This is a genomic window from Mesorhizobium sp. P2_A8, assembly GCF_056404935.1.
Window position 1 is genome coordinate 1 of record NZ_JBFUDB010000014.1, and the last position, 13595, is coordinate 13595.

The following is a 13595-nucleotide window of genomic DNA, read 5'->3' on the forward strand; positions in this document are numbered from 1 at the left end:
ATCGGCGCAGCTACGTCCCTTCCTGTGCTGATAGGGTTCGCGAGCCGCACGGCGGTTGGCGAACCCAATTGTACCGGGCGCAAAGCCTGCCTTTCCCGGCCGCGCGCCTTAAGAGTTGGTAACATTAGAGTTGTGTAACACTGGGAGGCTTTCTATGGATCGGCGATCCTTCTTGACAGCAATGTTTGGCATTGCAGGGGCCGCGGCCTTTGCAAGCGCGGTTCGGCCTATCAACGCAGTGGCCGGCGTTCCAGGGGCCAGCGGCATTCTCGATGAACTCGACGCGCCAGACTCACCGACCTTCGATGATGAAGGTACTCAGGCGGAAGTGGAGCCGGTCTACCATCGGCGCTACCACGACCCCTACTACGACCCCTATTACCGCCGCCACCATCGCCGTCGGGGCTGGAGAAGGGTCTGCCGTAGTTATTGGCGACATGGTCGCCGGCGCGTCCGGTGCTACCGCAGGCGGGCTTGGGGCGGCATGTATCGGTATTAGCAACTAGCCCATGGATTCTAGCGATCGGGCTCGACCCGACAGCCGCGGCCGAAGGCCGACTAGAGCTCCCAGGGGCTGGGGCGGGGACCCGTCGTTTCGCATATGGGGCGGCGGGCCTTCGATCAGTATGGAGCGGCCCGGCACCCTGCGGGGTTGGGATGTGCTAGGATACCGGGCCTAACCGAGCTGGATGCCTGTGAGGAACACCGCCGCCGGGTGGAAGCTTTATGCGCTTCCGCTAATGTAAAGTGAAGCACGCTAGTTGCCCCCTGCTCGACTGAAAATAACCGTGCCGTCGTCTTGGCGAATTTCCACCGCTACGATAGCGTCATCCCGCTTCCGAGCGGGAAAGGTCGCAAAGACGTGGTCTCTCGCAGCCTTCTCGGCATCAAATGGCGTCTTTTCAACGACGCCCTGTTTCCCATACCAAATCACTGTGTAGGCCACCGCTGCGATGCTCCTTACTCCGCCGACCCGTTGTTGACAAAGGGGGAGGCGCTCGGGACGCACTGCAGCGACCAACCGGCCGGCGTTGGCTGCTTCTGATATTCGGTGATGGCGGCGGTGCATTGTTCGCGCTTGTCGAAGGTGCTGGGCAGCACGACCATTCCGCCTTGCGGACCGGCGATTACTAGATACCAGATCAACGCTGCGGTCGAAGCCATGGGAAATTCCTTCTTCCGCTCGGGAGCCGCGATGGGTCGGACGGTGTCAATTAGACCTCGGCCGGGTGGCGAAAGCATGGCCGGCGCGCAAGCTTCGCCAACACCGCAGCGGCGGCTTGGCTGACTGATGATCACCGCGATATAAGAGACCATATGGCAAAAGGCTGGACCTTCCAATCGCTCATCGACGCAAAGATGACCGTGACGGCTGCCACTATGCACCCTGCAATCATAACCAGGTGCTTGACCTCGTGAGCCTGCGCGATCGGTTCGGCCCGGATGCGCCGGCAATGGAGATGACCTCATTCCGAAGCTAAAATGTAGCAGGTGCGGCGGTGTCGACGCGGGCCTGATCTATTCGCCGGACACGACGACGACCGGTGTCCGGGAAGGCAAGAAGCTAATCGAGGTCGCGTAGCGCCTTCTTGCGTGTCGGCGCCCAATGTTTCTCCACCTTATGGACAGCGACAATCACCAGCGGCCCCAAGGCGTGTCACGCGCGAGACAACAGTTTGCGCATTATGATCGACATGTGTCCTTCCGCGCCATGGGACGCAGGCTTGCGATCGACAATTTCAAAACCGTGCTTGCGGTAGAAGGTGAGCGCGCGCTCGTTGCCCTCAAGCACTTCTAACGCGATGCTTGGGATGCCGACATGGGCTGCAAAGACAGCATGCAGGATGTCGGCCGCCAGACCGGACCCGAATTCATTTTTTTCGATGTGCAGGCGATCCAGCATCACGTCGCCTTTCGCATCCATTTCGGCCATCGCATAGCCGGCGAGAGACCCATCCGGCCGTTCCGCAACGAACGCCATCTTGTTGGTGTCCGCCAGTTCCTCCGCCAGCCGCTGCGTGGAATGATGGACGTCCGAAATCTTGGCCGTTTCCGCCAAGCCTAAGATAGGCCCGTATGTGCGCCGCCAGGACTCGCCGAGCAGCTTCGATATCGCTGGGACGTCCTGTTGGGTCATGGTTCTTATACGCATCGCGTCACTCTTCGTCGCGGGTTTTGCGCAGCCTCACCCCGGCGCCGCCGCCGTTCCGCTATCTGGGTTAGCGCCTACAGGCCATCAATCGAGACATACGACAACAGGTAAAAGACCGCGATAGTGGCTGTGAGGAGTATGATCCACAGGCCTACGCTGGTCATGCTCCCCCACTCTGATCGCCTTCTGCCCCGGTGGTTTGGCTGATGATTTCTCCGCTAAGATCTTGGTCCGCTAGATGTTGAATGAACCGCTGGGCATGTTCTCCCCATTCCTCCTCTGTGACGTTGTTCTCGCGGACGGACTTCAGGAAAGCCTCTCGCAAAGCGTCGAGGTCGAAAATCGAAAGCCATTGGCTGTCATTGCTCGCCATCAGAGCAAGCCTTAAAACTGTACGAACTCATCAAGCCCTAGGCGTATCCGCTGGCCTTCCGCGAAGGCGAGAGCGTAGGCTTCCAGTTCGAATGACAGGGTTTTTGTTCCGTCTTCCGCCACTACGCGGACGTGCCATTCGCCGCAGGCTTCGACCACTTCAACGCAGGGGTGAACCTTGCCATTCAGCATTGCGTCATCCACTGCAATTGCCTCCCGCAATGTGGACAATCACGGATTTATATGAAGGCGAAATCAGCCTTTCAAGATCGAAAAATGTACTCTTAACCAAGGGCTATTCTGCGATTGCCGGCCAGGGCCCGCCCTAGGTACCGCGCGCGGCAAATTTGCCGCCGTGGCCGGCGCGGCTTACGCGATGGTTCTCTCATCCGGGCAGCCGCGTCGGCCATTTATTTCGATGGCTAGCGGACACTTCCTGAAGACGAGACCTGACGGCCTCAAGGAGTTGGCGTTCATTGGTATGAGCATTTCGAAAAATCCCCACGACCATCGACGCTATTATTTGAGCATCGCGGCCTAAAGGGTCGAGGTGTTCGTCTGCGCAAACCTGATCGAACACGCGTTGGCAAATAGCCATATCGTGGGGGCTAAGACAGGTGCGATTGAAACGCTGGTCCATAACGCGAACCCTCAGGCCCGCCATCATTGCAAAGCAGCGGACCTCACAGTCGACCGGAGGAGGTTGGGCGAACGTTTCGGTCGCTGAACCAAAATAACGCGCGGTCGTTCCGCGATGTTCCCAGCTGGCAAAGATTGGTTAATTTCGTACAGTGGGCGCTCACCCTCGACGTCTACCGATGCGCGATCATGGATTGCGGCATGGCCGAGAGTTTGATGCAAGCGTATCTCGATGCGCAGGCCGAGTTGAAGCGCGCCGGCATCAGCGATGAAACGCGCTTGCTGCTGCGGAAGTACCACGCTGTGATCGAGTACCACAATCTCTACGAAGAGGTACTGCCATTCACGTTCGATCTGGATGAGGACGGCAACGATATGCCGCCCAACTAACTAGCGCCCAGGAAGCGGGCTCGATGGAACATTAGCGATTTCTAAAAGTTTCCAACTAGCGGCTGGGATGCTCATTCCCTGCCGTAGATCGGGATACGCACCCACCTGATCGGCCCGCGTTCTCCGCTAGAGGCGCGGGCTTTTCAGTGACAGGGAACGTCGTGAGCGTGTTCGAAAAGCCCCATTGGCGCGCCGTGCTGACCACAAACCACGAGCAGGCGATTCGAGATGGCGAAGGAGATCGGCGACAAGGTGGGGGTCGAGGAGATCACGCCGAAGGTGAAAAGGCGCTAAGGCGAATCGTCTTCCGCTCCGGTGATTTGGCCGATGGTTTCTTCGCTCAGATCGTGTTCCACTAGACGTTGAACCGCTGGGGTAGCCGAATAGCCCGGCCTGCCTAAATCTTTGACACAGGATTCCGCAGGCCGGGCCATGCCGCGGGCATTTGGGATGGGCCGGGCACTAAACATATGCGCCTCTCGGTTGCGGGCTTCAATACAAAATCTATCTACGTCTTTAACCGAACTCGGTGTGGCAGTTGTCAGTTTCCCTCTTCGAACGGGCGTGGCCCGGCTCGCGAAATCCTGTGTCACTGCTGATAAGCAAGCCGGGCTATCTCTTATGAGCACACGCGGCACCAACTTCCTGCACAAGTGGATTTCAAACAACGTCCCCGACACCGTCGGGTCGGACGTGATCTCGGTGCCGAGCTGACCCAGAAGTTCGCCGCGGCCCGCGTCTATACGAAATCGACAGTTGCGTTAGGGCGACAGTTTATTAAATATTTAGAGGACGACGTACGAATTTTTCTGGGGAGGAGTCCCATGAATGTTCGATCTACCCCATGCGACGCGACCGAAGCAGTTCGTTCCATATTGAGCAGCCGATAACCCTATTTCGACTCGTCGACTCGTCACCACGATCAGGCAGCGGTATGCCTACCTGACCGAGACCGATGAGCAGCTTGTCGACCTTTTGTTGACAGAATGTCCTCTGACCGGCTGTGCCGTCGTCTTCGACCTGTTCGAGTAGAGGAACCATTGCCGCACCATGAAGTTGGGGCCTGCGATGCCCCGTGCAGGCCTTGACCATGGAAGAGATCGACAAGGCAGGAGGTCGTCGCTCGTTTGGTTCGCCAGTGGATCACCAATGAAACCAACCGCCGCCACCTCCGCCACTTGCTGAATCTACCGCTTGACGACGATATCCCCCCAGGAGCATCGGTCACTGCTGGACGAACTTGACCGCAAACTCAAGGAGTGACGCGGCGGCCCGCCCTCTGGCCCGCGGGCATACCGCAGGCAGTTGCCGACTCGAGTGTCGAGTGGGTAAGGTCGGGCACCAGCGCGGACGTGCGATCGCTACGCGGCGAGCCGAAACTGCGCCTCGGATCGGTGCGGAAATTGCAGATAGACGATGCCAGCTGATCGATTGAAGGTCCGCGACGCCGCAGCGGATGGTTATCAAGTCCTAGAAGACAGCGAGCCGATAGGGCTTTCGCCACCATATCCGATGCGGCTCGGTTCGTTCGCGATCGAGGCGCCCGGCTTTGGCTCGATTGGGGCAGAACAGAGATTGGCGGCCGAGGCCCGCCGCATGATCTACCTTCCTCGGCTCCGACAGCATTGGCCGCATTATAGGCGAGCAGCACGGGCCGAGCGCAGGTACCTGGTTCTGGTCGATAGCCACGCACGACAACCGCTGGCGCGGTTCACCACGTACCTTGCCGAGACGCCGCCAAAACCCTACCCTACGCGCAGACGAAGGGCGTCTAAAGCAGAAGCGGTGGTCCAACCGCGTCGGTGGTCTCCGTTTCACCGGCCGGGGCTTTCCATAGGTATAGCAGCCCGGAAATGCGCGGAACTAAGCCCATCGAAGAGCGTTTTCCTTCCCAACAATTAAAGGAGGAAATCATGCTAAGAGGCGGACTACTCTGGCTGCTCGGAATCCCGATCCCAATCATCATCATTCTGTGGCTTTTGGGCTATTTGCATTAGCTCAGATTCTTCGGTGCAAGCCTGTTTTGATCCCCATGGAATTGGGGTAGGGGAACCTTGAAACCCTATCCAATCGGGGCATGGCAGGGCAAGGACGCGCGCACGAAGACTTTCCGCCCGCCACGGCTACGCTGGGTGGGCTTTTTCTGTCGGATGTTGGGGAGGCCCGTTTGAAACTAAGCCGAGGCTGCCGCCGTCAACAAGGTGGGAGCGGAGCGCCCGCCAGGTCAGGCATTGACCTGGCTTGGACCGCATGGATAGGGCGCAAAAGGGGGATCAAAGCCAGGCCATAGCCGCTCCACTTAAACTCTCCCTTTAATCTCTACAAGCCTCAGTCCGCTGTCAAAGGTGGCGGGCTTTTTGTGCCTTTGGTGCTTTGGTTTGTATGTCAATCCACGGTTCGACGGTCGCACTGCCGCGGCCTCGCCTTCCGGAGTTGATTCAGGCAATTTTCCATCGAGAAACCCGCCTGCCGGTCTTGCCAGCGAGTCGGGGCGCGATAATTTTTGTTGGGAAGGGAACCTTCGATCACAGGAGTCGACCATGAAACACCAAACCCTAAACCAACTGCAGACAATTGCAGAAGTGGAATCTTTGTCGACGTACCCGATCATGACCAGGCAACAGCGAATCGAGCGCTGGGCAGAGCTGCTAGCGGAATATCCCGAGCGCCGCCTGGGAGCCCTGACCGGCACCGAGCATCTTAAGGGGAAAGATCGCGACGCAGTGCGCTGTGCGGGCTCGCCAATCACAGTGGCTTTCGAAGATCCAGTACTGCGTGCGTTGGGCCTGAAAGATGACACCTATGGGGAAGCAAAGCGCTTCTTCGAACTGACTGACTGGGAATTGCACGACGTCGTCTGCAGTTGCCATGCCGGGACTACGATGAGAGGGCAATGGGCTGCTGCAAGAGTCCGTCAGATAACCGGTGGCAACAAGCTCCTCAAATGGCTCAGAGAAAGAATGTGGCTCTAAGGTTGCCTACGACTGCGACTCCCGAGAGGGGCTCCCTGCGTCCGGTGTGCGCTAGTCCCCTGCCGCCCAGTTAGCGGAATAGCGCAATGCCGGGCGGTTGCCGCCTCCGGCCCATACACCTCGGTCGCCGCTTGGACGGTGCTTTTCGTGTCGACCAAGCGCGCGATTCACATGCCGGGATATTCGGTAGGCATTCCCGGACTTCCGGTTGGTTGTCTTGCTAATCTAAGTAGCGTGTTAAGCGATCCGCTTTTCAGCGGCTGCGCAATGAGGCGAGAGACCTCTGTGCGGGCCTCAAGCAATTTTCCGCAGGCCCCTTGAAGCACATAGAAAGAACCGCTATTCGGAACGGGCAGAGGGCACTTTTCAGAATGGAAAAAAGGCCTTCTGGTAACTATTGGAACTCAAACGGTTTTTTTGGTTAGGGCCTCGTGGCGGAGTGGTTACGCAGAGGACTGCAAATCCTTGCACCCCGGTTCGATTCCGGGCGAGGCCTCCAATGCCCGGGCCCCGCGCAGCAGCGCTGGGGCCTGAAGTTCCGATCGTAATGAACCGCGGTTCTGGCGCGGCAAGCGGATTGGTTGGAACATGAGCGCTGATTTCTCCGAGCTTCGCGTCAAGATGGTCGATGGTCAGGTCCGCACCACCGACGTGACCAGCGCGCCACTGCTCGACGCAATGCTTGTCGTGCCGCGCGAGGCCTTTGTCGGCGTCGACAAGCGCGATCTCGCCTATATCGATGAGGATATCCGCATTGCCGCCGGCGCGGACGGCGCGCGCTATCTCATGGAAGCCTCGCCGCTGGCCAAGCTTATCCAACTGGCCGAGATCAGCCCGGCCGATTCGGCGCTCGATGTAGGCTGCGGCACTGGCTATGCCTCGGCCATCCTGTCTCGGCTGGCCAAGTCCGTGGTGGCGCTGGAAAGCGATTCGGCGCTGGCCGAAACGGCCAGATCGACGCTTTCGTCGCTGGGCTGCGGCAATGTGACCGTTGTCCAGGGGACCTTGTCGCAAGGGCATGCCGCCCAGGCGCCTTATGACGTCATCTTCATCGGCGGCAGCGTCGCGGACGTGCCGGCGCCGCTGCTCGACCAGCTTGCCGAAGGCGGCCGACTCGTCGCCGTCGAAGGGCAGGGCAATTCCGGCGTGGCCCGACTTTTTTTTAAAGCAGGGGGGGTTGTAACCGGAAGACGCGCGTTTAATGCGGCAATTAAGCCACTACCGGGATTTGAACGTATCCGTGCCTTCGAATTCTGAATGATTTTGCCTTGCAGGATCGGCGTTGTCATGGTCGCTTGCATTTGAAATCGTTGCTGATCCGCAAACTGGGGGTGCTTTGGGGCTGAGCAGCAGGGAACATCGAACACGCGGCACCGGCTCTCAGAGGAGAAGCTGGCGCGGCGTGGTTCCCATGGAAAACGAATGAGGGATACATGGTCCTGCCTTTACGCAAGAGTCTTTTCGCCGCCGTCCTCGTTTCCGCGACCGCGCTTTCTCCCTTCTCGGCCTCGGCGGAAACCATCCTTGGTGCCCTTGCAAAGGCCTATCAGTACAACTCCACGCTGAATTCGGCCCGCGCCGGCGTCCGTGTCACCGATGAGGGCGTCGCCATCGCCAAGTCGGGCTGGCGCCCGACCATCAATGGCTCGGCGGACATCGATTACTCGAGCAGCCACGTTAACGGCACGAACCAGAGCGTGGCGCTGACCACCGGCAATTTTGGCGTCCAGATCAATCAGACGCTGTTCGACGGCTTTCAGACCAGGAACAATGTCGCTGCCGCCGAAGCGCAAGTCCGTGCCCAGGTCGAGAACCTGCGCAACACGGAAGAGAACACCCTGTTCAGCGCGGCCCAAGCGTATATGAACGTGATTCGCGACCGCCAGATCGCCGTGCTGACCGAGCAGAACCTGCAATTCCTGACCGAAACGGCGCGCGCCGCGCGTTCGCGCTTCGAGGTTGGTGAAGGCACGCGTACCGATGTCGCGCAGGCCGACGCTTCGCGGGCTGCCGCTGTGGCATCGCTGAGCGCCGCCCGGGCGCAGGCGCTGTCAAGTGCGGCGAGCTACCGCCAGATCGTCGGCGACGAACCCGGCAAGCTCAAAGCCGCTTCGCCGGTGGGAAAGCTGTTGCCGTCGAGCCTCGCCGCCGCCGTCGGGGTGGCCGCGAACGAGCACCCCGCCATCCTTGCCACCCAGCATCTGGTCGACGCCGCCGCGTTTTCGGTGAAGTCGGCCGAAGGCGCGCTGCTGCCGCAGCTCTCCGCAAGCGCGGGTGTGTCGAGCGCTTATCGCAACACCGTGCCGGGCGCCTTCGCGACGCAGGACGGTACGACCAATTCGGCCAGTATCGGGGCAACGCTGAGCATCCCGATCTATTCCGGTGGCCGTACCTCGGCGATCGTTCGCCAGGACAAGGAATCGCTCAGCCAGGCTCGCATCGAGGTCGACGTCAACCGCGACCTGGTGCGGCAACAGGTGACCGCCGCCTGGACCGAGTACACCGCCGCGCAGCAACAAGTCACCGCCAACAGGCAAGTGATCGAGGCCGCGAAACTTGCGCTGAGCGGCGTCATCGAAGAACGCAATGTCGGCCAGCGCACCACGCTTGATGTCCTCAACGCACAGGCGACGGTCATCACCGCCGAGATCAACCAGGCCAGCTTTGAACATGACGTGGTGGTGGCGAGCTATGCCATCCTGCAGGCGACCGGCCGCCTGTCCGTCGACCGCCTCGGCTTGCAGGTGACGAAATACAGGCCTGAAGAGCACTACAACGCGGTCAAGGACAAGTGGTACGGACTGCGCACGCCGGACGGCCGCTGACGGCGTTCGGCTCGGAGTTCCGTCTTCCAGCTCTGGTATGCCTTTTGGTTTCGCTGACCCTGGTTCGGGATCGCGCTCTAATCTGTTGAAATCCCACAAGTCCCCAGATTGGGGATTCTCGTGCGGCGATCCGTCGGTTACGCTGTCGTCATGATTCGTTCCGGCTTTGCCGGGCGGAACTCCACAGGGGTCACAAGGGCGGCGGATGTGACGATGGCAACGGCAAGCAGCGCACAGCGCGAACCTTCCATGGAAGAGATACTGGCTTCCATCAGGAGGATCATCGAGGACAGCGACGGCGGCCGCAAGCAGCCGGGCGACGCCGATGAGCTGCGCCAGGATCTGGAGCCGGCGTCGAGCGCCGACCCAGTTGCCGACGTTGAGGCATTCCGTGCCGACCTGCATGCCGCCCCCGAGATCAAGAAGCCCATTACGCTGGCGGAAGTCCAGGCACAATTGCCGGCCGCCGAGCCGGTGATTGCGCGCATGGAAACGCCGGTGCGCCCCGATTCCGCTCCGGCAAAGCCATCCATGACACTTGCAGAGGTCAGCGCCCGGGTTACCGCAGAGCCGACCTTGCCGGCCACGGCCGACGCGCCGGCAGCAGGCCCTCTAGCCGATGCTCCCGTTGCCGATTGGCGGCGCGAGATCGCCGCGGTTGGCGAGCAGGCGAGGGCGGTGCCGGACAAGGGCGAGGTACTCAAGCCAGTCGCCCTGCCGCCGGTGGAGACGCCAACGGACGAGCCGACAGAGAAAGCAGCCGTCGAGCCGTCTCGTCCAGACGCAAGCGTGGTGCGACCGGTGGCCGCCAGCGATTCGCCGCGTCCGGCAATCGTCTCCGAGCACACCGGCCGGCAGGTTGCCGCCGCCTTTGGTGAGCTTTCCGATGCGTTTGCCAGCCGCAGCAAGAAGACATTTGACGAAATGGCCGAAGAGATGCTGAGGCCGATGCTGCAGGATTGGCTCGACAACAATCTGCCGACACTGGTCGAAAGGCTGGTGCGCGAGGAAATCGAGCGCGTGGCGCGCGGGGCGCAGTAGCCTCCGATATCGGCATATCCATCAACCTTGAAACGCCGCCGGTGAGGCGGCGTTTCTGTTGGCAGGATCAGTTCGCGTCGGCGGTTCGTTTCCAAGAATGGCCTTTGGAAAGAAATCAGGTATCCGGCTACCGACCGCTGTCGCGAATGCATCGGAGCCACACTCGGCCGTACATCTCGGCTCCTGCGTGTTCGCCACTCCGACCGCCACCCTGGCTGCCCGGCCTGCGCAAAGCGATACCGCACGCCAAGGGCGAAGTTTTGTGCCGGGTGCGGACACGGCCTTACGTTGAAATGAACAGGGCCACGCCTATTTGCCTGTAGTGACCCGAGGCAGCCCTTGCGGTTGACTTGATCAAAACCTTCCGATTTACACCGGACCAGCAAAAATCCCGACAGCGCGGACCATTTTCCCATGCTTGAAAAGACCTACGACGCAAAAACCGTCGAGCCGAAGATCGCCAAAGTCTGGGAGGAGGCCGACGCGTTTCGCGCCGGTGCCGGGGCCGAGGAGGGGGCGGAAGCCTTCACCATCGTCATCCCGCCGCCGAATGTGACCGGCTCGCTGCATATGGGCCACGCGCTCAACAACACGCTGCAGGACATATTGGTGCGCTTCGAGCGCATGCGTGGCAAGAATGTGCTCTGGCAGCCGGGCATGGACCATGCCGGCATCGCCACCCAGATGGTGGTCGAACGCCAGTTGATGGAAAAGCAGATCCACCGCCGCGACCTGACGCGTGAGCAGTTCATCGAAAAAGTGTGGGAGTGGAAGGCCGAATCCGGCGGCGCTATCTTCAATCAGCTGAAGCGCCTCGGCGCCTCGGCCGACTGGTCACGCGAGCGCTTCACAATGGACGAGGGCCTGTCCAAGGCCGTCCTCGAAGTGTTCGTCACGCTCTACAAGGAAGGGCTGATCTACAAGGACAAGCGGCTGGTGAACTGGGATCCCAAGCTGCTCACCGCGATCTCCGATCTCGAGGTCGAGCAGCAGGAGGTCAACGGCAATCTCTGGCATTTCCGCTATCCCATCGAGGGCCAGGTCTTCGATCCGGAGAACCCAAAAACCTTCATCACCGTGGCGACGACACGCCCCGAGACGATGCTGGGCGACACGGCCGTCGCCGTGCACCCGGACGACGAGCGTTTCCGGCATCTGGTCGGCAAGAACATCGTTCTGCCGATCGTTGGCCGCAAGATACCGGTGGTGGCGGATGAGTACTCCGATCCGGAGAAAGGCTCCGGCGCGGTCAAGATCACGCCGGCGCATGACTTCAACGACTTCGAGGTAGGCAAGCGCCACAAGCTGCCGGCAATCAACATCCTCACCGTCGAGGCGGCAGTAAGCCTCAAGGACAATGAGGATTTCCTTGCCGGTCTCGAGGTGACGCCGGAGCGGGAGGCGGTCTGGGATGAACTCGACGGCCTCGACCGCTTCGTCGCGCGCAAGAAGATCGTCGAGCTGATGGAAGAAGGCGGCTTCCTGGAAAAGGTCGAGCCGCATCGCCACGCGGTGCCGCATGGCGACCGCGGCGGCGTGCCGATCGAGCCGTTTCTGACCGAGCAGTGGTATGCCAATGCTGCTGAGCTCGCCAAACCGGCGATCGCCTCGGTGCGTGAAGGCCGCACGAATATCGTGCCGAAGAACTGGGAAAAGACCTATTTCGACTGGATGGAAAACATCCAGCCCTGGTGCATCTCGCGCCAGCTGTGGTGGGGTCACCAGATTCCGGCCTGGTACGGGCCGGACGGACGCGTCTTTGTCGAGAAGACCGAGGAAGAGGCGCTGGGTGCTGCGATCGAATATTATCTGGCGCTCGAAGGACCGTGGAAGGCCTGGGTCGAGGACAAGCTCGAGAATTTCAAGCCGGGCGAGATCCTGGCCCGCGACGAGGACGTGCTCGACACATGGTTCTCCTCTGCGCTGTGGCCGTTCTCGACATTGGGCTGGCCTGATGAGACGCCCGAACTGAAGACGTATTACCAGACCGACGTGCTGGTCACCGGTTTCGACATCATCTTCTTCTGGGTCGCCCGCATGATGATGATGGGCCTGCATTTCATGGACGAGGAGCCGTTCCACACCGTCTATGTCCATGCGCTGGTGCGCGACAAGAACGGGCAGAAGATGTCGAAGTCGAAAGGCAACGTCATCGATCCGCTCGACCTGATCGACGAATACGGCGCGGATGCCTTGCGCTTCACCCTGACGGTGATGGCGGCGCAAGGCCGCGACGTGAAACTCGACCCGGCGCGCATCGCCGGCTATCGCAATTTCGGCACCAAACTGTGGAATGCGACGCGTTTTGCCGAGATGAACGAGGTCGCGCGCAATGACGATTTCTGGCTGAACGACGCCAAGCTGGCGGTCAATCGCTGGATCCTCACCGAACTGACGCGGGCTGCGCGCGAGATCACCGACGGCATCACCTCATACCGCTTCAACGAGGCGGCGGGCGCAGCCTACCGCTTCGTCTGGAACCTGTTCTGCGACTGGTATCTGGAACTGCTGAAGCCGGTGTTCATGGGCACGGACGAGGCGGCCAAGGCCGAAAGCCGCGCCTGCGTCGCCTTCGTGCTCGACGAGATCTACAAGCTCTTGCATCCGATGATGCCGTTCATGACCGAAGAACTGTGGGCGCAGACAGCTGGCGAAGGCAAGGAGCGGCCGTCGCTGCTGTGTCATGCCGCATGGCCGGCGCCGGACTTCGAGGACGCTGACGCCGCCGCCGACATCAACTGGCTGGTCGACCTCGTCTCCGGCATCCGGTCGGTGCGCTCGGAGATGAACGTGCCGCCGGCGGCAATCGCGCCGCTCGTCGTGGTCGGCGCCAACGACGTGACACGCGAACGGCTGGTTCGCGAGGACTCGGCGATCAAGCGGCTGGCGCGGGTCGGCGACATCTCGCTCGCCGATGTCGCCCCAAAAGGCTCGGCGCAGATCGTGCTCAACGAGGCGACGATCTGCCTGCCGCTTGGCAGCCTGATCGATCTCGCCGCCGAGGCGGCCCGGCTGCAGAAGGAACTGGCCAAGGTCACCGAGGAAATCGCGCGCCTGCACAAGAAGCTGTCGAACGAAAGATTCGTCGCCAGCGCGCCGGCCGAAATCGTCGATGCAGAGCGTGAAAAGCTCACCGAATATCGCGATGCGCAAGACAGGCTGTCGGTGGCGTTGACCAGGGTTCGCGACGCGGGTTGAAGGGAA

At 60.7% G+C, this 13595-nt stretch carries 11 protein-coding genes and 1 tRNA gene; 8 read left to right on the forward strand and 4 right to left on the reverse strand.

Features of this window, described 5'->3' with window-relative positions:
• Positions 1-960 precede the first annotated feature (960 nt).
• From AC1D10_RS32885 to AC1D10_RS32900, 4 genes are all read right to left on the reverse strand, one after another.
• Positions 961-1164: a hypothetical protein gene (locus tag AC1D10_RS32885; RefSeq protein WP_477279085.1), complete on the reverse strand. Its 204-nt coding sequence runs from the start codon at positions 1162-1164 to the stop codon at positions 961-963.
• Between the two features lie 493 nt (positions 1165-1657).
• Positions 1658-2152 (reverse strand): N-acetyltransferase family protein, encoded by a 495-nt coding sequence (locus AC1D10_RS32890; protein ID WP_477279087.1) that lies wholly within the window; start codon positions 2150-2152, stop codon positions 1658-1660.
• A 160-nt stretch (positions 2153-2312) separates the two neighbouring features.
• The gene (locus AC1D10_RS32895; RefSeq protein ID WP_477279089.1) at positions 2313-2525 is read right to left on the reverse strand and encodes a hypothetical protein; all 213 of its coding nucleotides are present in this window, start codon (positions 2523-2525) and stop codon (positions 2313-2315) included.
• 11 nt (positions 2526-2536) lie between these two features.
• Positions 2537-2728 carry a hypothetical protein gene (locus AC1D10_RS32900; RefSeq protein ID WP_477279091.1) on the reverse strand — a complete coding sequence of 64 codons (192 nt, stop codon included), beginning with the start codon at positions 2726-2728 and terminating at the stop codon, positions 2537-2539.
• 636 nt (positions 2729-3364) lie between these two features.
• Here AC1D10_RS32900 and AC1D10_RS32905 point away from each other — a divergent pair.
• The 8 genes from AC1D10_RS32905 (at position 3365) to AC1D10_RS32940 (ending at position 13589) form a co-directional block, all read left to right on the forward strand.
• Complete coding sequence (locus AC1D10_RS32905) at positions 3365-3553, forward strand: hypothetical protein (protein ID WP_477279093.1); 189 nt, start codon at positions 3365-3367, stop codon at positions 3551-3553.
• A 161-nt stretch (positions 3554-3714) separates the two neighbouring features.
• Positions 3715-3912 carry a hypothetical protein gene (locus AC1D10_RS32910; protein ID WP_477279095.1) on the forward strand — a complete coding sequence of 66 codons (198 nt, stop codon included), beginning with the start codon at positions 3715-3717 and terminating at the stop codon, positions 3910-3912.
• Between the two features lie 2181 nt (positions 3913-6093).
• Positions 6094-6525: a hypothetical protein gene (locus AC1D10_RS32915; RefSeq protein WP_477279097.1), complete on the forward strand. Its 432-nt coding sequence runs from the start codon at positions 6094-6096 to the stop codon at positions 6523-6525.
• Positions 6526-6950: 425 nt separating this feature from the next.
• Positions 6951-7024 (forward strand) — tRNA-Cys (locus tag AC1D10_RS32920).
• 89 nt (positions 7025-7113) lie between these two features.
• Positions 7114-7782 carry a protein-L-isoaspartate O-methyltransferase family protein gene (locus tag AC1D10_RS32925; protein ID WP_477279099.1) on the forward strand — a complete coding sequence of 223 codons (669 nt, stop codon included), beginning with the start codon at positions 7114-7116 and terminating at the stop codon, positions 7780-7782.
• 176 nt (positions 7783-7958) lie between these two features.
• Entirely contained in the window at positions 7959-9350 is a 1392-nt protein-coding gene (locus AC1D10_RS32930) for a TolC family outer membrane protein (protein WP_477279101.1), read from the forward strand.
• A 213-nt stretch (positions 9351-9563) separates the two neighbouring features.
• Positions 9564-10391, forward strand: coding sequence for a PopZ family protein (locus AC1D10_RS32935; protein WP_477279103.1), 828 nt, complete (start codon positions 9564-9566; stop codon positions 10389-10391).
• A 414-nt stretch (positions 10392-10805) separates the two neighbouring features.
• On the forward strand, positions 10806-13589 hold the full coding sequence (locus tag AC1D10_RS32940; RefSeq protein ID WP_477279105.1) for a valine--tRNA ligase: 2784 nt from the start codon (positions 10806-10808) through the stop codon (positions 13587-13589).
• The last annotated feature ends 6 nt before the right edge of the window (positions 13590-13595 follow it).

Excerpts from the sequence above, each read along its gene's own strand:
- AC1D10_RS32885 (WP_477279085.1), bottom strand. The coding sequence starts at position 1,164 with ATGGCTTCGACCGCAGCGTTGATCTGGTATCTAGTAATCGCCGGTCCG.
- AC1D10_RS32890 (WP_477279087.1), bottom strand. The coding sequence starts at position 2,152 with ATGCGTATAAGAACCATGACCCAACAGGACGTCCCAGCGATATCGAAG.
- AC1D10_RS32895 (WP_477279089.1), bottom strand. The coding sequence starts at position 2,525 with ATGGCGAGCAATGACAGCCAATGGCTTTCGATTTTCGACCTCGACGCT.
- AC1D10_RS32905 (WP_477279093.1), top strand. The coding sequence starts at position 3,365 with ATGGCCGAGAGTTTGATGCAAGCGTATCTCGATGCGCAGGCCGAGTTG.
- AC1D10_RS32915 (WP_477279097.1), top strand. The coding sequence starts at position 6,094 with ATGAAACACCAAACCCTAAACCAACTGCAGACAATTGCAGAAGTGGAA.
- AC1D10_RS32925 (WP_477279099.1), top strand. The coding sequence starts at position 7,114 with ATGAGCGCTGATTTCTCCGAGCTTCGCGTCAAGATGGTCGATGGTCAG.
- AC1D10_RS32930 (WP_477279101.1), top strand. The coding sequence starts at position 7,959 with ATGGTCCTGCCTTTACGCAAGAGTCTTTTCGCCGCCGTCCTCGTTTCC.
- AC1D10_RS32935 (WP_477279103.1), top strand. The coding sequence starts at position 9,564 with ATGGCAACGGCAAGCAGCGCACAGCGCGAACCTTCCATGGAAGAGATA.
- AC1D10_RS32940 (WP_477279105.1), top strand. The coding sequence starts at position 10,806 with ATGCTTGAAAAGACCTACGACGCAAAAACCGTCGAGCCGAAGATCGCC.